The following is a 23,310-nucleotide window of genomic DNA, read 5'->3' as shown; positions in this document are numbered from 1 at the left end:
GCTGTTTTTCGGGATTTTTGGCTGTAAACGGCCTTTGCTTAGCTTTTTCAGGCCTTTGACAGTGCTTTTTCCGGATATTTTGTCAGTATTTGGCAGTCGTGTCATTTTTGTGACAAAATGTCGTTTAATTTTTTTTACTTTCTTAAGGTGGATAGAATAGAAGCCCGGAAACTAATTTTTGTCGCCAAATTAGGATTTTGCCCGGCTTTTTTTAGTCACTGAAGGGTTTTTTATCCTTTTTTAACGGTTACAGGGTCTTTAAAATCCTATTTTTTTCATTTGTCAGTGTTTTTTCGGGCTGTTTCGGTTTTTTCTCCAAAAAATATTTTTTTTGTTTTTCAGCAACGTAGTTTTTTTTAAGGAAGATTTTAAAAGGCAAATATTATTTGGATAAAATCTGACATTTAATTCTGTTTTTTTTAATCGGATGATTTCAGAAATCAGCTTTTTAGCCGGCTGATACCCCGGAAATTTTATGGCATATTTTGTGACGGGTGCAGTATGGAGAACGCAATTTGTTCTTTCTTATAAGTCGTTAATTATCGGGTGATCAGAAAGAAACAATTACATTCTAAAAGAGATATTAATCATTTAAATAAACATTAAAACCCAAACACCATGTTAGTAGTATTAGAAGTTGTTGCATTATTAGCTGCCATTATCGTTCCTTTAGCGTATCAGGCAAAAAAAGCTGAATCAAGAAGAGCAAACTAAATAATTGAACCCCTGTGGGGTTCTGTTTATAATAAGGGATGGCATTAGCTGTCCCTTTTTGTTTTTTTGCCGTTTTTGGTAACAATGATACTACAAACCGGGCCGCCTGTCTGTTTGAAATAAATGAAGTTTGTACAACTCCAATGTACCTATAAGCCTAAAAATGACCATTTTGTATATGTTTTTAACAATAAGTGTTATTTTTACAATAAGCCCACTAAAAAAGGTTTGATTTTAATATATTGCAGCTATTGATTTTGAAGGCAAAGTAATTAACTTTGTTTCGCTACTGATTATTCAACAGACCCAAAGCAATGTGTAATTTACGCTTGTTTAAACCTCTTGCCCAATAATAAGTCGTACAAGTAAATCAATTAATAATAATATACTAATACCACCATGAAGAAGATTACTATCTTGACTGCCTTTGTTATAGCAACGTGTGCCGTAAATTCTTTTGCGCAAACAGTTGTTAAAAAATCTACCAGGACAACCACAGTTGTTAAAAAGACTACAACTACCGCTGCGGCAGGTAAAGTTAGCGCTGTTACCCTTGAACAGGGAAAACAATTGCTTGCTAAAAATGATTGCTTAAGCTGCCATAAAGTTGACGTTAAAATTGTAGGCCCTGCTTATAAAGACGTTGCAAAAAAATATCCTGCAAATGCAGAGAATTATGAAAAACTTACTCAAAAAGTAATAGCAGGCGGTAGCGGCGTATGGGGCGAGGTACCAATGTCTGCGCACCCGTCAGTACCACCGGCTGATATCAAAAAAATGGTACAATACATTTTATCGGTTAAATAAAACACCACCATAAGGTTTACTGCATTTAACCAATGTGCACTAACTTTATATAAATCATAATAAAACATACCAGCCGGTATAGCAATCAATATTTATATAGATTACTATACCGGCTTTTAAGATTATAACCAATAATAAACCTAAGCCGGCTAATATTTAATTGTTTGCAATACTTTAACTGTTATAAGTTGGGGTGTTACAGGCTGTGCCATGTTAAAATATTATAAACCTTAATTATGAAGAAAAATTACCAATTATTATTAGGTGTACTATGCGCGTCAACCGTGTTGTTTTACACCTGTAAATCGGTACAGCAATATGTTACCCAATACCCGGTGCAGCGCGACGCGGCGGGCAGGATATTGGTTGACATGCATCCCGATCCCACACCAAAATCTCCCGTTGAGGAAATGAAGCATATTTATATGCCGCCGGGCTATCACCTGCAACTGGTGGCCAGCGAACCTATGGTTAGCCAGCCCGTTGCCATTGCCTGGGATGGCGATGCCCGTATGTATGTTGCCGAGTTAAATACTTACATGCTGGATGTTAGCGGCAGTCATGAACGTGATGCAACCTGTAAGATAAAACTGCTTGAAGATACCAACGGCGATGGCGTTATGGATAAAATGACCGTATTTGCCGATAATTTACTGTTACCACGTACGCTGCAACCGCTTGATAAAGGCCGTTTGCTGGTTAGCCAAACGTGGTCAAACAGCGTTTATTGTTTCCAGGATACCAATGGCGACGGCGTAGCCGACAAAAATTGGCTGGCATATGAGAATAATGGCACCAATACCAATAACCTTGAACATCAAAAAAGTGGTTTGATCTGGAATCTGGATAATCGTTTATATTTAACTTATGACCCTGTCAGGTTTACGGTTAAAGGGGATAAAGTTATCCCTGATACACTGGTAGAAGGCACTGCAGGGCAATGGGGCATGGGTAATGATGACTATGGAAGGTTGTTTTACTCGTCAGCAGGGGGCGAAGATCCTGCCTATATGTTTCAACAAAACGTTCATTACGGGCAGTTTGACTTTGGCGACCGCTATGATAAAGATTTTATCCCGGTATGGCCGATCGTCACTACGCCGGACGTACAGGGTGGCCTTGGGCGCCTTCGTTTACCTGACAGTACGCTTAATCATTTCACGGCAAGCAATGGGCAGTCGATATTCAGAGGGGATAAATTACCGGCTGATATGAGGGGCGACCTTTTTATATGCGAGCCGGTTGGCAGGCTGATTCGCAGAAGTAAGGTCACCAATACTAACGGTAAGATCACTTTGAGGAACGCTTATGATAAATCAGAGTTTTTAGCATCTACCGATTTAAACTTCAGGCCGGTTAACACCATTACCGGTCCGGATGGATGTATGTATATTGTAGATATGTACCATGGCATTATACAGGAAAGCGAATGGACAAAAGCCGATAGCTACCTGCGCCCTAAAATCCAGCAAAAAGGATTGGAAAAGAATATTGGCCGCGGCCGCATATTTCGGCTGGTGCACGATGATTATAAAATATCAAAAGAGAAACCGCACATGCTGGAAGAAACCAGCGCACAGTTGGTTGATCACTTAAACAGCCTAAACGGCTGGTGGCGTGATAACGCCCAAAAGCTGTTGGTGCTTAGGGGCGATAAATCAGTGGTCCCGGCTTTAAAGGCCCTTGCCGTTAATGGCGGCCAGCTGGCCCGGATCCACGCGTTATGGACCCTGAATGGTTTAGATGCCATGGACGCCGAAACTTTTGCTACCGCCTTAAAAGATAAAGATGCCGAAGTACGTAAAACTACGGTGTGGATAGGTGAGGACTTTATGAAAAAAGATAACCAGGCGATTGATCTGCTGGCAAAAATGGAAAACGACCCAAGTGCAGACGTGCGTTTCCAGCTGTTGCTGTCTATGCGTTTTGTTAATTCGGCCAAATCAAAAGCAATTATTGCAGACCTGATCAAAAATTATCCGGATGACCCGGCGCTTACTACCTCTCAGCGTGTTTATGAGAATAAAATAAGAGCGAGGGCCGAGCAGCTGGCAAGACAAAAATTAATGAACGAGCAAGGTGCAAAACTGGTTGCACGGGGTCAGCTAATATTTAAGCAATTATGTTTTACCTGCCACGGTGGTGACGGCAAGGGCATCTTATCAGGCGGAACAGAACTTACGGCGCCGGCATTGGCGGGCAACCCGGATGTCAATGCTAACTCGCCCGAAAAACTTGTCAGGATTTTATTGCATGGTTTACACGGGCCCATCAGGGGAACAACTTATAATGACGCCATGCCTGCATTGGGCGGCAATGATAATAATTATATCGCTTCTGTACTGAGCTACATCCGCAGTGATTTTGGCAACAAGGGCCGCGTGGTGCTGCCTGATGATGTTCAAAAAATAAGGGATGCTACCAACGGCAGGACGACATCTTATACTATGGAAGAGTTAAATACCACAAAACCGGTATTGAATAACCGGTAATTTACCGGTTAAGATAAAAAGGGGACTGCCCGGCCGGGTTAGTCCCTTTTTTTGACGTTGAAATTAAACACAATTGGGGGCACCGGTTGTTGTAAACAACATGAATACGGAAGAATTACAACAAACAACAACAGCCTTAATGGCCGGCGATAAAGGCCTGCTGGCAATGGATGAAAGCCTGCCGACTTGTAATAAACGCTTTCAGGAAGCCGGGATCCCGCAGACTGAAGAATATCGCCGTAAATATCGCCAGCTAATTGTTACTACGCCAAATTTAGGCGAGTATATAAGTGGCGCTATTTTGTTTGATGAAACCGTTTATCAGTCTACAGATGACCAGGTATTGTTTATGGATGTATTGCACCGTGCAGGCATCATCCCCGGCATTAAGGTAGATGAAGGTACGGTTGAAATGCCCGGGCATCCCAAAGAAAAAATTACCCGGGGATTAGACGGGCTTACCGAACGCTTAAATAATTATTATGGTTTGGGTGCGCGTTTTGCCAAATGGCGTGCGGTAATTACCATTGGAGAGGGTATTCCATCTGATGAAAACATTGCCGCCAATACAAAGCTGTTGGCACGCTATGCCCTGCTATGCCAGCAGGCTGATATTGTACCGATAGTTGAACCCGAAGTATTAATGGATGGCGATCATACGATTGAAAGGTGCTATGAGGTAACTGAGAAAACCATAAAAGTCCTATTTACCCAATTGCAGGCAGAGGGTGTTTACCTGCCGGGTTTGATCTTAAAACCCAATATGGTGATTGCCGGCAAAGACTGCCCGGTACAAAAAAGTACTGATGAAGTGGCTACCGCCACAGTTAATTGTCTTTTAGCATCGGTGCCGCCTGAGGTTGGCGGAGTTGCTTTTTTATCCGGCGGGCAATCGCCGCAAGAAGCTGCCAGGCATTTACATGCCATGCATGTAAAGTTTGACGATAAATTACCCTGGCCCCTTACCTTCTCATTTGCCCGGGCATTGCAACAGCCTGCGTTGGAGCTATGGAAGGGGAAAGATGAAAACGTAAAAGCCGCGCAGGACATGCTTTATTTCAGAGCAAGTATGGCAAGTGCCGCCCGTGCCGGGCAATATAGTGTAGACATTGATAATTAACTTGCCAACATGAAAAAACTAGTTGTATTTGATCTGGATGGTACGCTTGCCGAAAGTAAAGCGCCCATTGACAGGGAAATGATAAAAATATTAAATGCTTTAATAGATATTGTTAAAGTAGCCATCATATCAGGCGGAGACTGGCCCCAGTTTGAAAAGCAGGTGTTATCTAACCTCACCAATAAAAAATCATTTAAAAATCTCTTTATATTGCCTACCTGCGGCACCAAGTTTTACCAGTATAAATCAGGCTGGAAAAAACTTTACTCGGAGGATTTTACCGCTGAGGAAAAAAAGAAGATCATTGCCTCTTTAAATGCCGCTGTCGAGCAGCAGGGCTTTAAACCCGAAAGAACCTGGGGCGACCAAATTGAAGACCGCGGCAGCCAGATAACTTTTTCGGCACTGGGGCAGGAGGCGCCGCTTGAAGCTAAAAAAGCTTGGGATCCCGGCTTCGCCAAACGCAAAAAGATACAGACCGTATTAGGTAAAACCATACCCGAGTTTTCAGTAAATTTGGGTGGTACCACCTCTGTGGATATTACGAAGCCCGGCATTGATAAGGCGTATGGGATCAAAAAGCTTAAAGAGATATTAAATATTAAAAAAAGAGAAATGATCTTTATTGGCGATGCCATATTTCCGGGGGGGAATGATTATCCCGCCAGGGAAACCGGTGTTGCTTCGGTTTGTATCAAGGACCCTAACGAAACCAAACGTGTGATTGAAGGTATTATAGCCTGCCTGGATACAAAAGGTAAATATGATAACTCGTTTTAACCTTGTTCAAACAATTTTTCATTATACAACATTAGTATAACAAACATACCATCATGAATACTAAACTTATCGGAATCATACTTATTATCCTTGGCGCTATAATGATAATCTGGACCGGATTTACTTATACCAAAAAGGAAAAGGTAATTGACGCCGGCCCGATACAAATATCTGCCGACAGGCAAAAAACGGTTAACTGGCCCCCATACCTGGGCGGGATATTGTTAATTGGCGGGATCGTAGTTGTGGCTACCTCAAAGAAATCGAACTAAGCTGTTTTCGGGATTAATGATAACAGTTAAAAAAGAAGGCGTGGTTTTAGAGATCACCAACCTTGATTTCGAAAATGAAGGTGTTTTGAACCCCGCGGTAATAAAAGAAGGCGATAATGTCCATCTTCTTTACAGGGCCGTACGGCATGGTAATTTCTCATCAGTGGGTTATTGCAGGTTGACGGGCCCTCTAAAAGTTGCCGAAAGGTTAACCGCGCCGTTGCTGTCGCCTGAATTTGATTATGAAAAACACGGGATGGAGGATCCGCGGATTGTTAAAATAGACGATACCTATTATTTAACCTATATAGCTTTTAACGACGATGACGCGCTGGGTGCGGTGGCAACCTCGGCTGATCTCCGGCATTTTACCAAACACGGTATTATAGTGCCGCAGGTAAAGTGCAGCGAGTTTGATAAACTGGCAAAAAATAACAGCGGCATCATTAAAAGGTACCGGCAGGATTATAGCGGGCCCGATACCATTATGATGGATAAGGACCTCATGTTTTTTCCGCGGAGAATAAACGGAAAATTAACCTTTTTACACCGCATTAAGCCAGATATCCAAATAGCAGCAGTTGATAATTTAAGCGATTTAAACCAAAGTTATTGGGAGGATTACCTTACCCATTTAAAGGATAACGTATTGATAACCTCCAAATATAAGCATGAAGTAAACTACGTGGGCGGCGGCTGCCCGCCGATTGAAACTGAACAGGGTTGGCTGATTATTTATCACGGTGTACAATATTTAGATGAGGGATATGAATATTCGGCCTGTGCGGCATTATTTGAGCTGGATGATCCCAAAGTGGAGATAGCCAGGTTACCTTACCCGTTATTTAAGCCTGACCAGGAATATGAGCTGGCGGGCGATGTGGATAATGTTTGCTTCCCTACAGGCAGTGCCTTGTTTGGCGATAGCTTATATATTTACTATGGCGCGGGCGATGATATTATAGCCTGCGCTTCAGTTAGTTTGTCGGCGCTGGTTACAGAGTTATTAGCCAATAAATCTGCGCAATCGATAGCATAGTTTATACTTTTTAAAGTTGATAAAACAGGTTATAAAAAGTATAATTGCGCTTTGCAAATCATAACCGAAGGATGAAGGATTTTCTCGACGACGACTTTTTACTGGAAAGCAAAACTGCTCAGAAACTATATCATGACTATGCAAAGTCGATGCCGGTTATTGATTATCACTGCCATTTGCCGGCCGATGAAATTGCCGCAGACAAGCAGTTTGCCAACCTTACCCGCATTTGGTTAAACGGCGATCATTATAAATGGCGCGCCATGCGGGCCAATGGCGTAAATGAGGCTTATGTTACCGGTAATAAAACTGATTGGGAGAAGTTTGAAAAATGGGCAGCAACCGTTCCGTACACGCTGCGCAACCCATTATACCATTGGACCCATTTAGAATTGCAGCGTTATTTCGGAATAAAAGAAATTTTATCCCCGGCTACGGCAAAAAAGATCTATGACGAGTGTGCCGAAAAGCTGCAGTCGCCCGAATATAGCGTACGCAGCTTATTAAAACGGTTTAAGGTTGAGGTAGTAGGCACTACTGATGATCCGCTGGATAACCTGGCCCATCATCAAAAAATAAAACAGGATGATTTTGGCGTAAAAGTATTGCCCTCGTTCAGGCCCGATAAAGCGATGAATGCAGATAACATCGCCGCGCTAAATTCGTACATAGATCAACTCGAAAAAGTTGAGAACAGGGCTATTAATGACCTGGATAGTTATTTATCCGCTTTAAAGAACCGACATGATTACTTTGCCGCCAACGGCAGTAAACTGTCAGACCATGGTTTAGACCATATCTATGCGGTTGATTATACCACTACCGAAGTTAAGGCGATCTTTATAAAGATAAGAAGCAATGAAGCTATCTCGGCCGATGAAAACCTAAAATTTAAATCAGCCCTGCTGTACCAGTTTGCTTTATGGGATCATGAAAAAGGCTGGGTACAACAATATCATCTGGGCGCTTTGCGTAACAATAACAGCCGCGGACTGGCGACTTTAGGCCCCGACACCGGTTGGGATTCAATAGGAGACTTTGCGCATGGTAAAAGTTTGTCGAGGTTCCTGGACAAGCTGGATACGGATGACCGGCTGGCAAAAACCATTATTTATAACAGCAACCCTGTTAACAATGATCTGTTTGCCGCTATGACAGGTAATTTTAACGACGGCTCGGTAGCGGGTAAGATCCAGTTTGGATCTGGCTGGTGGTTCATGGATCAAAAGCAGGGCATGATAGATCAGCTAAATTCGTTGTCAAACATTGGTTTATTGAGCAAACTGGTGGGCATGCTTACCGATTCGCGCAGCTTTATGTCGTTTCCGAGGCATGAATATTTCCGAAGGATACTCTGTAATCTGTTAGCTACCGATATTGAAAACGGCGAGTTGCCTAATGATATTGAATGGACCGGCAAGATAGTACAGGATATTTGCTACAATAATGCCCGGGGGTATTTTGGGTTTTATGAATAACCCGTTGTAGAGACGCAATGTTTTGCGTCTCGGGATGCTGTTGTTATTGTGCATGGAGACGCAAGACATTGCGTCTCTACGGTTAATTAATCTATCCTAATCTTTACTACCAACTTCTTGATCACCCCATCGCCAATCAACGGCGCATGTACATCCTCCGGAAAGAAGATCACAAACTGCCCTTCCTGTAATGAAAAAAAGGTATCTGCCTGCTCGTGAAAAAACATATAGTCCTTCTCTGCGCTGTATGGGCTCACTACATTTTTGCAATCCTTGCGTGGTTTCCAGCCCATGGCTTCATTACCTCGGATCAAAACCTGGATATCTATATTTTGATTATGGCACTCAAAGGTTTTAACTGCGACTTCGGCAGTGCGGGTATCGTTATTGGATACGATAACTTTAACCCCGTCAGCAATCTCAATCACCCCGTCGGCTAACCCGGTTAGTTCGGTTGAATTAAGGTATTCAAAAGCAGTTTTAAAGTTTTTATGCAGGCCGTAATATTGCCCGGCGTTTGTCAGGGTATCTATTATCATAATTTATATTTGTTCTCCAAAGCCGGTAGGCCACTTAAGTCATCGTTGTATTTTTCCAGATCCGTCACCTTTAACCAGCAGCTCAATTTCGGCTACGGTGGCATGGTTCATATCCCCAGGGATAGTATGTTTTAAAGCTGATGCCGCAGCGCCAAATTCGGCCGCACCGGCTGCACTTAAGCCGGTAATCAGGCCATAGATCAATCCGCCGGCAAACGAATCGCCGGCACCCACGCGGTCGACTATGCGTACATCGTACTGTTTGGTATGATGGATTTTTTCGCCGTCATATATTGCAGCGCTAACCCGGTTGTCAGACGCGCTATGGCTCTGTCTTAAAGTTGAGGCGATATATTTAAAGCCGTATTTAGCTTTCACCTGCTCAAAAACATGTTGATAGTCGGCCAGCTTTAAGTCGGCCAGGTTTACATCGGTATCGCCGGTATGGAAGCCTAAAGTAGCATCTGGCCCGATACAAATATCAACATACGGGCAAAGTTTGGTCAGCACCTCGCGCGCTTTTTCTGCGCTCCATAGTTTTTTACGGTAGTTGAGGTCAAGGCTGGTAGTTATGCCCTTGGCTTTTGCGGCTTTTAACGCAGCTAAAGTAAGCGCCGCAGCCTTATCGCTAAGGGCAGGGGTGATGCCTGAGGTATGGAACCAATCTGTACCCGCAAATATCTGATCAAAATCAAACTCGCTGATATCGGCCTCAGTTATAGCGGCCTCAGCGCGGTCATATATGACCTGCGACGCCCGCATGGACACCCCCGGTTCTAAAAAATACAGGCCCAGGCGTTTGCCGCCACGTGCTATAAATTGCGTATCAACCCCGTAGCGGCGCAGATGGTTGATGGCAGATTGCCCCAGCGCATTATCAGGCACTTTGCTGATAAATACGCCGTTTAACCCGTAGTTGCAAAGCGCCGCCGCCACATTGGCTTCGCCGCCGCCGTAGGTAATGTCAAAACTTTCGGTTTGTACAAATCTTTTATAATCAGGGGTGGATAACCGCATCATTATTTCTCCGAGTGTGACAACTTTTTTTGACATTGTTATTGTGCTGTTTATGAGGACTGGTTTTTAACCGAAGTAACCAAAAGTACATTAAAGCTGACTAATTATAAAGGCTTTTATCAGTAAAACGGGCGCCATCCGGGGCGTTAATATTAATCGGTGATGCATCGTATGAATATTCTTTTCTACATTTACCATTCAATTGTTGAGTTAAATGGATAAGAAAGACGCTATTTTAAAACTGATACCCGCACAGGGTATTTTGCCCTTGTATTTTAATAAAGATGCCGAGGTTAGCGTCGCTATTTTACACGCGTTATATGCAGCCGGTATCAAAACAATTGAATATACCAACCGCGGCGAAGCGGCCCTTAAAAACTTTGCCAGACTGCGCGAAGTTTGTGATAAAGAACTGGGCGGCATGTACCTGGGGGTAGGCACCATAAAAGATGCCGCAAACGCGCAAGCTTTTATAGATGCCGGCGCCGATTATATCATCAGCCCGGGATTGGTGGAGGATGCTATCGCGGTAGCAGATAAAAGCAAAATCCTTTGGTTGCCGGGTTGCATGACACCAACCGAGATCATTAAAGCAGAGCAACTGGGCGCTAAAATTATTAAGCTGTTCCCCGGCAATATATTGGGGCCCACGTTTTTGTCGGGTATCAAAACACTGTTCCCTAACCTGTTGTTTATGCCTACGGGTGGTGTAGAATTAACCAAAGAAAGCATCGGCGGCTGGTTTAAGGCCGGCGTTTGCGCGGTGGGCATGGGGAGCCAGCTAATCAGTAACGCAGTTATGGATGGCAAACAATACAAAGAATTAACCGAAGCCACCAAACAAGCTATCGCGATTGTAAATGCAAGCAGATAAAAATACACCCATGCCGGATCAACCGAATAACCCTCTTCACGGTAAAACACTGGAGAGCATACTTAATGAGCTGGTTACCAAATATGGCTGGCCCGAGTTGGGTTATCGTATCCGTATCAATTGTTTTCTGGAAGATCCGAGTATTAAATCAAGCCTTAAGTTTTTACGCAAGACAGAATGGGCCAGGAAGAAAGTTGAAGAGCTGTATTTAAAAGGTAAGTAGATCAGGATCCTGAGGATTGATTATAAGATTGCAGCGATCAAATTATACTTCGAGCCACCCGTTATCCACCCTGTTTTGCAAAATTGCCGAAAACGTTGTGCGCGGCGGCAGGTCGAGGTAGGGGTAGGTTACTTTTGAAAGATACAATCCCTGCGGATAAGCGGGGATGATAATAGCCGGCGTTTCTTTACTGATGAGGTAAGATTCAAACTCATCCACACTCATTTTACCGCGGCCGATATCCAGCAGCCGGCCCATAATGATCCGGATCATTTTACTTAAAAACCGGTTGGCCGAGATCTGGAAACGGAGTTTGTCGCCGCTTTCATCCGTATATAACGTGGCCGACGATATATTGCAGAAGGTATGGTCGTTCCGGTTGGGGCTTTTGCAAAAACCGCGGTAGTCATTATATAGCGGGAGCAAATCCACGGCTGCTTTCATCTTACCCAGGTCCCAGTTCTTTTCCGGGTAAAGTGAGCTAAACTGGCCTAAAAACGGGTCCTTATAGGTATGGATAAAATAATCGTATGAGCGTTGTACGGCATCAAAACGGGCATGGGGGAGGCCGTCCATGGGGATAATATCAAATACGGCGATATCATCCGGCAAAATTTTGTTAAGGCGAAAAAAGAGATCGAATTTCCACTCCTGCTCCACATCCATATGGAAAAAGAACTGGCTTGCATGTACCTGCGCATCGGTACGGCCGCAGCCTACAATAAAAACGGGTGTTTTTAAAAGGCCGCTTAACGCGGTCTCCAAAACTTCCTGAACATTTAATACGCCCGGGTGCCTTTGCCAGCCACTATATTTAGTGCCATGATAACCGATGTGTATGAAATATCTCATTTGGTCAGGTGTTCCGCTCTGTTCCGGGGTGTTCCGGGGTGTTCCGGGGTGTTCCGGGGTGTTCCGCTCTGTTCCGGGGTGTTCCGCTTCGTTCCGGGGTGTTCCGCTCTGTTCCGGGTGTTCCGCTCCGTTCCGCTCACGCAAAGTGGAACACCCCGGAAATAGCTAATTAAACTTTTTTCGGAGGCAAATCAAACGCAACAGCATTGTGTTCAAAATGTCCTTTATGCGATCCGTCACAAAATGGTTTATTGGCTGACAGGCCGCAACGGCAAATTGAAACAACTGTACGGCCCTGCAGGCCATAGTTTGCGCCCTGCATATCAACGATTTCAAAATCGCCTTCAATCTTTACTGATCCGTTGTTATTAATGGTAAGTTTTGTGCTCATGTATAAATTATTTTCGCCAAATATAGTTCAATCCCTATGGCTTTCGCCGATTAAGTGTTATTCAGAACCTATCTTAGTTTGGCTTTAAGATTTTCTTTTACCGTATGGTACCACTCATCCTTTAAAATACTTAATATTATTGAATCGCGGCGGGTGCCGTCACGCAGCGGCATATGGCTCCTGATCACACCCTCAACCGTGCAGCCGATGCTTTTCATGGCAGCAATACTGCGTTGGTTACGGTTATCGGCTCTAAACTCAACACGTTCTGCGCCCAGCGTTTCAAAAGCAAATTGCAGCAATAAAAATTTACAGTGTTTGTTTAACCCCGTACCCCTGAAATCTTTTCCATACCAGGTATAGCCCAATTGCAGGGCCTCGTTTTGGGGCTGTATGTCATAAAAACGGGTGCTGCCGGCATAAGCCCCGGTGCTTTTATCGTACACCGTAAAAGGATATTCTGTACCCGCAGTGCGGGCCGCCAAAGCCTCTTCTATATAAAGTTTTAAAGCGTCTTCGCCTGCGGCTGTTTTTGAGGAGTAATCCCAGGTTTCGGGCTCATTGAGCGAAATGGCTAAAAGGTTGGACAGGTCTGTTATTTGCAGTGGTCTCAACAACACGCTATTATCTTCTAACGTATATGCTGCTTCTTTATTGAAGTTTAGGGCCATTTGTTGATTTTTTTGTAATTGTTAAAATGTTTTATTAAAACAATCGTCTACTTTGGTATTGAGAACAGAAACTATTGCTAATATTTGCAAATAAACATACATGCCACCAGAAAAACCTAATATCGATCAAAAAAAATCGCCGGGCATTTTTAGCCTGCTTAAGCCTTATGGTGGTTTAATTGCCTTGCTATTGCTGTTTGCTTTATTAAGCAATAGTATCAATTTGCTGCTGCCCAAACTTATAGCCGGCGGTATTGATGCTTATACCCATAAAAACTTTGATGTTAAACATACTGTTGTCCGGTTTAGCGGCGCCATAGCACTGATATTTATATTTGCCTACCTGCAAAGCGTTATTCAAACCTATGCATCTGAGCGCGTGGCACGCGATCTGCGCACCAGGTTATCTGACAAGATCTCCAGGCAAAGCCATGCTTTTATTGAAAAAGCCAATCCGTCAAAGCTGCTCACCAATTTAACCGCCGATACCGATTCTATAAAGCTGTTTGTATCGCAGGCTGTTGTGTCTATTGCATCATCACTATTTATCATAGTGGGCGCAAGTATTTTACTGCTGACGATAAACTGGAAGCTGGCACTAACCGTGATAGCCATCATCCCCATCATTGGCGGAACATTTTTTTATGTATTGAAAAAGGTCCGGGCGTTGTTTATAGAGAGCCGCCAGGTAATAGATTGGTTAAATAAGATCATCAACGAAAGTATTTTAGGCGCCGCGCTGATAAGGGTAATCAACTCGCAAAGCCTGGAGATCATGAAGTTTCTGGAGGCTAATACCAAAGCGCGTGACTTTGGCCTGTCTATCCTACGGATGTTTGCCGGGCTGATCCCGGTAATTACTTTCACCGCTAATATGTCGGCACTAACGATACTGGCATTGGGTGGTCACTATGTAATAAACGGAAGTATGACGTTAGGCGATTTTGCAGCCTTTAACAGCTACCTGTCCATGCTGATCTTCCCGATACTGGTCATTGGCTTTATGAGCAATATCATTGCGCAGGCGACGGCATCATACACCCGCATCACGCTGATCTTAACCGCTCCTGATATGGAAGACAGCGGAACGCTGACGGATGCCATAAAAGGAGACATTGAGCTAAAAGGGGTAACGGTGAGTTATGGGCAAAAGCCTGCACTGAAGGATGTGTCCATGTCTATAAAAGCAGGTTCAAAAATCGCGATTATCGGCCCGACAGCTGCGGGTAAAACGCAGCTGCTATATCTGCTCACCGGCTTAATACCTGCGGATTCCGGCAGTGTAGAGTTTGACGGCAAACCCATTAATACCTATAACAGCGAGGCTTTTCACAGCCAGGTAGGCTTTGTTTTTCAGGACAGTATTATTTTTAATATGAGTATCCGCGAAAATATCGCGTTTAGCGACACCGTTACCAACGAGTCGCTGCAAAAAGCAATTGATACGGCCGAGCTGAAAGATTTTGTGGATAGTTTGCCCGATGGGTTAAATACCATTGTTTCTGAGCGTGGATCCAGCTTATCAGGTGGTCAAAAACAACGGATCATGTTAGCGCGGGCTCTAGCTGTTAATCCAAAAGTATTATTACTTGACGATTTTACTGCCCGCGTTGATGCCAATACCGAGAAAAAAATACTGGCAAACGTCCAAAAAAATTATCCGGACATAACTTTGCTGTCGGTAACCCAAAAAATAGCGGCTATAGAGCATTACGACCAGGTGATTTTATTGATGCAGGGCGAGATCATCGCCAGCGGCTCACATCAGCACCTGATGCATACCAGCCCGGAGTATGTGCAAATTTTTAATTCACAACAAAGCACCAGCAACTATGAATTATAATTTGAACAAACTATCAGAGCAGGCCGAAAAGACCTCGAACATAGCGGCGTTAAAAAAGTTGCTGCAATTAATATCGCACGAAAAGCGTACGTTATTGCTGGCAACAATAACAATTATCCTTAACTCGACGCTTAATTTGCTTGGGCCGCTGATTATAGGGCATACCATTGATAAATATGTGCAAACCCGGCAGTATCACGGCGTGTTGGTGGCATCTGGTATATTATTGGGTATGTACCTGGTGGCGTTGGTTACCAGTTACCTGCAAACCAAGCTGATGGGTGGAGTCGGGCAACGCATGTTATTTACCTTGCGCAATGCCATTTTTAACAAACTGCAATTGTTGCCGGTTGATTTTTTTAACCAAAATAAAGCGGGCGACCTGATATCGCGGGTAAATAATGATACGGATAAATTGAACCAGTTTTTTTCACAATCTTTAGTTCAATTTATTGGTAGTATAGCTACCATGACCGGTGCCGGTATATTTTTATTGCTGATCCATGTTCAGCTTGGCCTGGCCGCTATTGCGCCTATGCTGCTGATATTGATCTTTACCACGCTGGTGTCGCCCTGGGTTAAAAAAGCCAATGCCAAAAACTTAAAAAGCGTTGGTGGCATGAGTGCCGAAATACAGGAGAGCCTGAATAATTTTAAGGTAATTATTGCTTTTAACCGGCGCGATTATTTCAGGAAGAGATTTGACGGCGCTAATCAGCAAAATTATAAAACTGCCATAAGCGCGGGCCTGGCCAATAATATTTTTATGCCGGTTTATAGCTTATTTTCAAGCATAGCGCAACTTACCGTACTGGTTTATGGTATTTATTTAATCGGGACTGATTTTTCAATCGGCTTGTTGATAGCCTACCTGTCCTATGTAACACTGTTTTATAACCCGTTGAGGCAACTGGCGGCGCTGTGGGCAAACTTCCAGACGGCAATGGCCGCCTGGGACAGGATATCGCAGATATTAGGTTTGGATACTAACCTGGTAAACATAGACGACACCACCCCGCCATCATCAGAAACATTATTAGAGTTTAAAAACGTACACTTTGGTTATGCGGATGACCAGGAGATATTGCATAACGTTAGCTTTAAAATGGAGCGTGGAAAAACCTATGCCTTAGTTGGCCCAACCGGTGGCGGTAAAACCACCACGGCATCGTTAATAGCCCGTTTATATGATCCTAATAAAGGCGCGGTATTATTAAACGGAAAAGATATCAGAAGCTATGATGATGAAGAGCGTTCGCAGAAAATAGGGTTTATTTTACAGGAGCCATTTTTATTTACAGGTACCGTGCGCGAAAATATATTGTACGGCAATGCGCTTTATAAAGACCATACCAACGAACAGATGGAACAGGTGATAGCAGATGCTAACCTGGGTAGTTTGCTGGCCATTTTTGAAAACGGGCTGGACACGCAGGTTTCATCAGGTGGTGATAGTATAAGTTTGGGTCAAAAACAGCTGATCGCTTTTATGCGCGCCGTTTTACGTAATCCCGAATTATTGATCCTTGATGAAGCTACCGCTAATATCGACACGATTACTGAAAAATTATTGGGCGATATTTTAAATAACCTGCCAGCTACCACAACCAGGGTAATTATTGCGCACCGCTTAAATACCATTGAGAATGCAGACGAGATCTACTTCGTAAATTCGGGCGAAATTAGCCGGGCCGGTTCATTAAACGATGCAATGGATATGTTGCTTAAAGGAAAAAGAGTTAGCTGATCATGGGATTGCTGCTAGGTATGATCGTCACCGGCGTCTTCCAGGTTTTTAGGCAGCATGATGGTAAACTTTGAGCCTACATCCGGCTTTGACTGTACGTGAATGCTGCCGTTGTGTTTTTCAATGATACCAAATACAATTGACAGGCCCAGGCCGGTGCCTTCGCCAATATTTTTTGTGGTAAAAAAGGGCTCAAATATTCGTTGCTTAACTTCATCAGACATACCAATACCCGTATCTATTATTTCAATGGTGATATGGTCAGGATAATCATGTGTGTAAATAGTGATATTTTCATCTTTATGCACTTTCTTTGCGGCAATAGCCTGGATACTATTATTGATCAAATTTAAAAGGGCCTGGTTGATCTTGCCCGAGTAACAGTTTAACGGCTCCAGTTTGTTTAGTATCGGCTTTACCTCAATATAGTAAGGTATGGCACTTCTTAATATCACCAGGGTGCTTAATATGGCTGTGTTAATATTGGCCGGCACCAGGGCAAGCTCGTCCATCCGGCTAAAGGTGCGTAAGCTTTGTACAATTTCTGCTGTCCGGGCGGCGCCTTCTTCTATTCCATCTAATAAAGTATGTATCTCATTTTTAACAAATTCTACGTTTATTTCACTGCGATATTTATTGGCAGCATTTAGTAATTCGGGCCTGTCAATACTGTTTGCTGCTTTCTCATATTTGCCAAGCAATGAAAATATTTCGTCAAAATCAACGCGCAACGGTTTTACATTGGCGCCCACAAAATTTATGGGGTTGTTAATTTCATGAGCCACGCCAGCCGTAAGCAAACCTAACGAAGCCATTTTTTCGGTTTCAACCAGCTGTATTTGCGCTGATTTTAAATTGTCAATGGTTACCGACAGGTTTTGATTGGTCTGGATTAATTCCTGCGTCCGGTCCTTTACCTTATTCTCAAGAAATATATTTTGTTCAGTTATCAGGCGTTCGTTTTCTTTGGCTATGGCCAGCGCGGCTAATTGAGATTCGGTATTTTGGCTCCTGTAGAAATTGATTTTATCGGCCAGCGCTACCGAAAATAAGATCAACTCAATTAAAGCGCTGTAAATAACAATATTAAGGGTAAAATAATTGTACGGCACCAACCCATTATTACGTGCAATTGAAACTAAGATAGATATCAAAAACAGTCCCCAGCCCAGGATGAAGAATTTAGCCGGGTTAAATCCTCTTGAGTAAAGTATGGTAACCAGTACAAGCAGCCCTGTCGAGGTCAATAAAGTGGCTAAAGTAATTAGGGTATAAGCCAGGTGCGTAAAGCCATAAAGTGCGGCTATTAGTGGTAATGTATAGAGTATATACAGCAGCTGGTAAAATTTATAATAAGGCTTAATGTTTTGTTTAAACTGTAAAAAGCTTCCGGCAAATAACAACAACGAAAAGCCAAAGCATATCCGTAAAATAGGGGTTATATAATCGTTTAAAAGCTGTGTATTATCAGGGAACAAATTACTGCCGATACCCAGTATCAACGATTGTGTCGAGCCCAAAAAAACGATATAAATAACATAATACAGGTAGTTTTTATCGCCAACTATAACAAACAACATTAAGTTATACAGCGCCATTATAATAAACATCCCGATAATGCCGCCGTTAATTACATTTTCTACACTGCGTTTCTGGATAAACTGGTTAGCGCTGTTTACTTCTATGGGTATTATGGTAGAAGCGTTACTTTTTATCCGGGCAAAAATGGTCATTGATGAATCACGGGCAAGCGGCACGTTAACCAGTGTAATGCTCTGGGTTAACATATTGGCATTATACTGGGCCTCTTTTGATGAAAGGTGCCGCAGGCGGGTGCTTTTCTGTCCGTTATAATTTATCTTTTCAATAAAGTAAATATCGAATTCGTCAATTATACTTTTGCTTATCGTTAATGGGATGTAGGTATCGTTACTGTTGTTTTTAATAATAAACTTAAGCCAGGTAACCGACTTAGAATATTTTAAACGCGGGAAAGAAGCAGAAATAGGATGGAAGCCATCTTTATTAATGATATCTTTCGCAAGTATGTTGTTGTCCGGATCTTCAAGTTCGAGAAAATATTGCCTGGTCAGATAGCGGGTTTCACCGTCGCTGATTTTTAAAGTGTCAGTTTTCGCAGCAAATACACCAAGATTTTGTGACAGGAAACATAAGATTAACAATATTTTTTTCATTTTTACAAAAGCAGCAGCTGTAACCTATAGTAACAATAAAAATGCACAGAAATTTAAAATTTCGGGCATCTTTTAAATTTAAAATATAAATAATCCTAATAACTAAATATCAACCATGGCAATAGGTGTATTATACATTGATGACGAAATTAACAATTTGAATAGTTTTAAAGCAGCTTTCAGGCGTGACTTCGAGATATTTACGGCGAGTTCGGCGAGAGAGGGGCGTAAAATACTGGATAGCCAGGAAATTGGTGTTATTGTAACAGACCAACGTATGCCCGGGATGACCGGTATTGAGTTTCTGGAATCGATTTTGCCAGTTTATCCGGATACGATAAGAATACTGCTGACAGGTTTTTCTGACATTAATGCTGTAATGGATGCAATTAACCGAGGCCAGGTTTACAAATACCTGGTTAAACCCTGGCAAAATGATGAGCTTAAAATGTACATTGAAAACGCCCTCGAGATCTATAATCTCCGTCAGGAAAATAAAGAACTGGCAAGCAAACTACAACTAGCCTACGCCCAGCTTGATGCCATGGGAAAACCGAGGCCTTGATAATTAGCAACTGTTTTATTAAAAGTTGCGTATATTATTACAATATCATCTGCGTTAAATAAACAGTATTTTTAAAATCATAAGCAATTTGAAAAAAGCATTTTACATTGCAGTAATTCCCCTGTTACTATTTGTAAGTGTTACAGCTTATTCACAAAGTAATAAAGGCACTGAGTTCTGGACGGCCTACATGTCCCATAACAATGGTGTAACCAATCCGGTTAGCGGTGCCCATATGGTTTTATACATAACCTCGGACATCTCAACTACCGGTAGTGTTGAAATTGGCGGCACTTTACTGCAAAATTTTACGGTAACCGCAAACCAGGTAACTTTTATTGATATCCCATCGAGCGCGTATTTAAACGGCTTTGGCAAATTTGGAAGAAGCGGTATCCATATAACGTCCGCCAATCCCATAGCTGTTTATGCACATATTTATGCGTTTAATGTATCCGGCGCTACTTTGCTGCTGCCGGTAAATGCCATGGGTAAGGAGTATTTATCGCTTAATTACACTCAAATTTCAAACGCGCCACGCACAAACCCCGCATTCTCTACTTTTAATATAATTGCGACAGAGGATAATACAACGGTATCCATAACCCCAACAGCACAATTGTTGGATGGATCTCCCGCAGGTTCGGCTTATACCATAACCTTAAATAAAGGTGAGGTTTACCAGGGATTGGCATTAAAAGATCTTACCGGCACAAAAATTCAATCTATCAGTACCAGTACCGAATCATGTAAAAAAATTGCAGTCTTCTCCGGCAGTAGCCGTATTGCCATAGGCTGTGGGGTTGACAGCACTTCTAGTTCTGATAATTTATTTCAACAGGTTTATCCAACTTCTACCTGGGGTAAAAATTACGTTACTACGCCATTATTATCAAGGCCATTTGACGTTTATCGTATCGTTTTAAGCGATCCTAATACTTCGGTTACCTTAAATGGTTCGGTAATAAGTCCATCGGCTTTTATAAATGGGCTTTATTACGAGTTTAAATCGGCAACAACTAATATAATTACCGGCGACAAGCCAATACAGGTGGTACAATATTCGCCAACGCAAAACCGAACGATTGACTGCACGCTAGGTTTTGGCGATGTCGGCGATCCTGAAATGATATACCTTAGCCCTGTAGAACAGGGGCTTAGCCATGTTACCCTATACTCAACCGGTTATTACCGGATTGTTAGAAGCTACGTAAATGTGGTTATTCCAACTGCCGCGGTCGGGTCCTTTACGCTCGATGGAACAAGTTACGCCAACAGTTTTATACCGATACCTAATTCCATTTATTCGTACACCCAACTTGCGGTAACCTCGGGCCCGCAAACCGGCGATAACACCGTTTCGCTTAGTGCCGGTACGCATACCATCAGTGCATCGGCCCCATTCAATGCCATTGCTTACGGGTTTGGCAGTACCGAATCATACGGTTATGCGGCAGGCGCCAACTTGCAGGATCTGAATGAGTTTGTAGCATTACAGGACCCCAAAAACCCTACAGTAACGCAAACTGCCGGCTGCAGTAACGTAGCTTATAAAATGCAGGTCACCCTGCCTTATCAAACAACAAAAATAACCTGGAAGGAAGACGGCGCCACCATCTTTACCGATAATAACCCAACCGTAAAATCAAGTAGTATAAAAGACAATAAAACGTTTTATGTATATGAATACCCTAAGGCGGTGAATTTCACCGCAGGGACACATAACGTTGTTGCAACGGTGTTTGACCCTGTTGCTGATGTATGCGGATCTGATCAGGATATTGAGAATGATTTTACAATTACCAATCCGCCGGTTGTTGATTTTGCGGTGGCAGCCAGTAATTGTCTGGGCGACAGTACGGTATTTACTAATAAGACTGATCTTACCTTAATTGGCGCTGCTAAATCATGGCTATGGGATTTTGGCGACCAGACAACATCTGCAGATCAAAATCCTAAACATTTGTATACAAACGCTAATGATTATACTGTGCGTTTAACGGTAACTGATTACAGTGGCTGTGTCAGTGTATCTAACCCTAAAACCGTACATGTTATAGCAAGGCCGGTAGCTAATTTTACAATCTCAATGCCTGATTGCATTGGGCAAACTGTCACCTTTAATTCATCATCGTCCCGGGCTGGTGAAGGAGCCATTAAAACCTGGGCGTGGGATTTTGGTGATACTACCACTTCTGTACTTCAAAATCCAACTCACACGTATGCCACCAGCGGCACGCGTACCGTTAAGCTAGTCGTTACAACCGACGGCGGGTGTATAAGCGATACGCTGGCAAAGACAATTATTGTCAATCCCGTACCGGTAGTTGATTTTGTTTTGCCCGATGTATGTGTTAACGACCGCAATTCGCAGTTTACATCAATCAGTACCATAGCTGACCATACCGAATCTGAATTTACCTATTTGTGGAATTTCGGGGATGCGATAAGCGGAAACCCGAATACATCGACACAAAAAAATCCGCAACATTCATATACCGCAACGGGCAATTACACAGTTACTTTATCGGTTACGTCAAAGTATGGATGCACTACAACGGCGTCTAAGACATTTACCGTGAACGGCTCAGACCCCTGGGCAGCGTTTGATGTCTTAAACAAAGCTAATTTATGCAGCAGTGACAGCGTTGCTTTTACCGACCAGTCGGTAGTGCCAAACTTTGGCAGTATAACTAAACTGGTATGGTATTTTGATTATGATAACCACCCGACGGAAGGTGTGACCTATGACAGGACCACCATGCGCAGTGACAGAACCTATCATCATTTTTATGGATTAAATAATTCGATCGGCGTTCAAAAAAAGCATGTTGTACTGGTGGTTTACTCCGGCGAAACCTGCTTTAACGCCAGTTCGCCACCTACAGAGATTGATATAAACCCAAATCCTGTAGTCACCCTGATGATAAATAACACTACGGCATTTACCGGGCCCTTAGTCCTCTGTCAGAATGATGACGCGGTAACTATTGGCGTTAATGCTAATTTACCCGGCAAATCGTTGTTTACCGGTACGGGTATAAGCGCTAAAGGTTTGTTTGATCCTAAGGTAGCCGGGCCGGGTACTTATACTATTAATTATTTATTTACAGTCGACGGTACCGGTTGTACTTATTCAACAAGTTTTGTGGTTAAAGTAAATCCGTCGCCGGTTGTATCCTTACCGACACAATACACCATACTTGAGGGCGAGCAGGTTACGCTAAGGCCGGTTGCAAATGTGGCCGGTGGGGCCGCGTTAACTTATAAGTGGTCGCCGTCGACAGGGTTAAGCCGCGATAATATTGCCGATCCGGTAGTAAACGTGACAGATGATACCAGATATACGTTAACCGTAACGTCTGAAAACATTGTGGAAAGCAGCTGTTCAACTGTCTTACAAACCGAAGTAAAGGTTTTAAAGCTGCCGGTTATCCCCAATGCCTTTACACCAAACGGCGACGGCATAAACGATACCTGGGATATAAAGTACTTAAACGAATACCCCAACGCCGTTGTTGAGATATTTAACCGGTTTGGTGTTAAGGTATTCTACGCCAATGGATATGCCAGGGCTTGGGATGGCAGATTTAACGGCGGGGATTTGCCGGTTGGTACTTATTATTATATTATTAGTCCAAATAGTGGCCGGAAACCGGTTTCGGGTTATGTAACAATTATTAGATAAGAT

General features: G+C 43.0%; 19 protein-coding genes. 13 read left to right on the top strand and 6 right to left on the bottom strand.

Translation table 11 applies throughout. The features are described from left to right. Nucleotides 1–1,113 precede the first annotated feature (1,113 nt). The 7 genes from LJ658_RS00765 to uxaC all read left to right on the top strand — a co-directional run bounded on the left by LJ658_RS00765 (nt 1,114) and on the right by uxaC (nt 8,702). Nucleotides 1,114–1,521 (top strand): c-type cytochrome, encoded by a 408-nt coding sequence (locus LJ658_RS00765; RefSeq protein ID WP_230544538.1) that lies wholly within the window; start codon nt 1,114–1,116, stop codon nt 1,519–1,521. 236 nt (nt 1,522–1,757) lie between these two features. Further along, a complete protein-coding gene (locus LJ658_RS00760; RefSeq protein ID WP_230544537.1) occupies nt 1,758–4,013 on the top strand; it encodes a c-type cytochrome in 2,256 nt (751 codons plus the stop codon). A gap of 100 nt (nt 4,014–4,113) precedes the next feature. Further along, complete coding sequence (locus LJ658_RS00755; protein ID WP_230544536.1) at nt 4,114–5,133, top strand: class I fructose-bisphosphate aldolase; 1,020 nt, start codon at nt 4,114–4,116, stop codon at nt 5,131–5,133. A 9-nt stretch (nt 5,134–5,142) separates the two neighbouring features. Then, nucleotides 5,143–5,913, top strand: a complete 771-nt coding sequence (locus tag LJ658_RS00750; RefSeq protein ID WP_230544535.1) for an HAD-IIB family hydrolase — start codon at nt 5,143–5,145, stop codon at nt 5,911–5,913. A 53-nt stretch (nt 5,914–5,966) separates the two neighbouring features. After that, entirely contained in the window at nt 5,967–6,185 is a 219-nt protein-coding gene (locus LJ658_RS00745) for a hypothetical protein (RefSeq protein WP_230544534.1), read from the top strand. 16 nt (nt 6,186–6,201) lie between these two features. Beyond that, complete coding sequence (locus LJ658_RS00740) at nt 6,202–7,224, top strand: hypothetical protein (protein ID WP_230544533.1); 1,023 nt, start codon at nt 6,202–6,204, stop codon at nt 7,222–7,224. Nucleotides 7,225–7,295: 71 nt separating this feature from the next. Continuing rightward, nucleotides 7,296–8,702: a glucuronate isomerase gene (uxaC, locus tag LJ658_RS00735; protein WP_230544532.1), complete on the top strand. Its 1,407-nt coding sequence runs from the start codon at nt 7,296–7,298 to the stop codon at nt 8,700–8,702. A gap of 86 nt (nt 8,703–8,788) precedes the next feature. Here uxaC and LJ658_RS00730 read toward each other — a convergent pair whose 3' ends face one another. Then, nucleotides 8,789–9,241: a YhcH/YjgK/YiaL family protein gene (locus LJ658_RS00730; RefSeq protein ID WP_230544531.1), complete on the bottom strand. Its 453-nt coding sequence runs from the start codon at nt 9,239–9,241 to the stop codon at nt 8,789–8,791. A 39-nt stretch (nt 9,242–9,280) separates the two neighbouring features. After that, on the bottom strand, nt 9,281–10,294 hold the full coding sequence (locus tag LJ658_RS00725; RefSeq protein WP_230544530.1) for a sugar kinase: 1,014 nt from the start codon (nt 10,292–10,294) through the stop codon (nt 9,281–9,283). A gap of 178 nt (nt 10,295–10,472) precedes the next feature. Here LJ658_RS00725 and LJ658_RS00720 point away from each other — a divergent pair, with 178 nt between their 5' ends. Next, nucleotides 10,473–11,132 carry a bifunctional 4-hydroxy-2-oxoglutarate aldolase/2-dehydro-3-deoxy-phosphogluconate aldolase gene (locus tag LJ658_RS00720; protein ID WP_230544529.1) on the top strand — a complete coding sequence of 220 codons (660 nt, stop codon included), beginning with the start codon at nt 10,473–10,475 and terminating at the stop codon, nt 11,130–11,132. A 10-nt stretch (nt 11,133–11,142) separates the two neighbouring features. Further along, nucleotides 11,143–11,355 carry a VF530 family DNA-binding protein gene (locus tag LJ658_RS00715; RefSeq protein ID WP_230544528.1) on the top strand — a complete coding sequence of 71 codons (213 nt, stop codon included), beginning with the start codon at nt 11,143–11,145 and terminating at the stop codon, nt 11,353–11,355. A gap of 42 nt (nt 11,356–11,397) precedes the next feature. On the opposite strand, the gene LJ658_RS00710 is transcribed toward LJ658_RS00715, so the two are convergent. The 3 genes from LJ658_RS00710 to LJ658_RS00700 all read right to left on the bottom strand — a co-directional run bounded on the left by LJ658_RS00710 (nt 11,398) and on the right by LJ658_RS00700 (nt 13,269). Continuing rightward, on the bottom strand, nt 11,398–12,207 hold the full coding sequence (locus LJ658_RS00710) for a tRNA pseudouridine(38-40) synthase TruA (RefSeq protein WP_230544527.1): 810 nt from the start codon (nt 12,205–12,207) through the stop codon (nt 11,398–11,400). A 169-nt stretch (nt 12,208–12,376) separates the two neighbouring features. Further along, on the bottom strand, nt 12,377–12,598 hold the full coding sequence (locus LJ658_RS00705) for a CDGSH iron-sulfur domain-containing protein (RefSeq protein WP_230544526.1): 222 nt from the start codon (nt 12,596–12,598) through the stop codon (nt 12,377–12,379). A 68-nt stretch (nt 12,599–12,666) separates the two neighbouring features. Beyond that, nucleotides 12,667–13,269 (bottom strand): GNAT family N-acetyltransferase, encoded by a 603-nt coding sequence (locus LJ658_RS00700; protein WP_230544525.1) that lies wholly within the window; start codon nt 13,267–13,269, stop codon nt 12,667–12,669. Nucleotides 13,270–13,369: 100 nt separating this feature from the next. On the opposite strand from LJ658_RS00700, the gene LJ658_RS00695 reads away from it, so the two are divergent. After that, a complete protein-coding gene (locus tag LJ658_RS00695) occupies nt 13,370–15,112 on the top strand; it encodes an ABC transporter ATP-binding protein (protein WP_230544524.1) in 1,743 nt (580 codons plus the stop codon). Further along, nucleotides 15,102–16,859: an ABC transporter ATP-binding protein gene (locus LJ658_RS00690; protein ID WP_230544523.1), complete on the top strand. Its 1,758-nt coding sequence runs from the start codon at nt 15,102–15,104 to the stop codon at nt 16,857–16,859. The genes LJ658_RS00695 and LJ658_RS00690 overlap by 11 nt, the downstream gene beginning before the upstream one ends. A 14-nt stretch (nt 16,860–16,873) precedes the next feature. Here the strand turns inward: LJ658_RS00690 and LJ658_RS00685 are convergent, their stop codons facing one another. Then, nucleotides 16,874–19,054, bottom strand: coding sequence for a 7TM diverse intracellular signaling domain-containing protein (locus LJ658_RS00685; protein WP_230544522.1), 2,181 nt, complete (start codon nt 19,052–19,054; stop codon nt 16,874–16,876). Nucleotides 19,055–19,169: 115 nt separating this feature from the next. Here LJ658_RS00685 and LJ658_RS00680 point away from each other — a divergent pair, with 115 nt between their 5' ends. Both LJ658_RS00680 and LJ658_RS00675 read left to right on the top strand, forming a co-directional pair. Then, complete coding sequence (locus LJ658_RS00680) at nt 19,170–19,619, top strand: response regulator (protein ID WP_230544521.1); 450 nt, start codon at nt 19,170–19,172, stop codon at nt 19,617–19,619. An 88-nt stretch (nt 19,620–19,707) separates the two neighbouring features. Continuing rightward, entirely contained in the window at nt 19,708–23,307 is a 3,600-nt protein-coding gene (locus tag LJ658_RS00675) for a PKD domain-containing protein (RefSeq protein ID WP_304610916.1), read from the top strand. Nucleotides 23,308–23,310: the final 3 nt, after the last annotated feature.

It is taken from the genome of Mucilaginibacter sp. UR6-11, assembly GCF_020880695.1.
GTDB lineage: Bacteria > Bacteroidota > Bacteroidia > Sphingobacteriales > Sphingobacteriaceae > Mucilaginibacter.
Note: the sequence above shows the minus strand (reverse complement) of the source record. Positions and strands in the feature narration are given on the sequence as shown.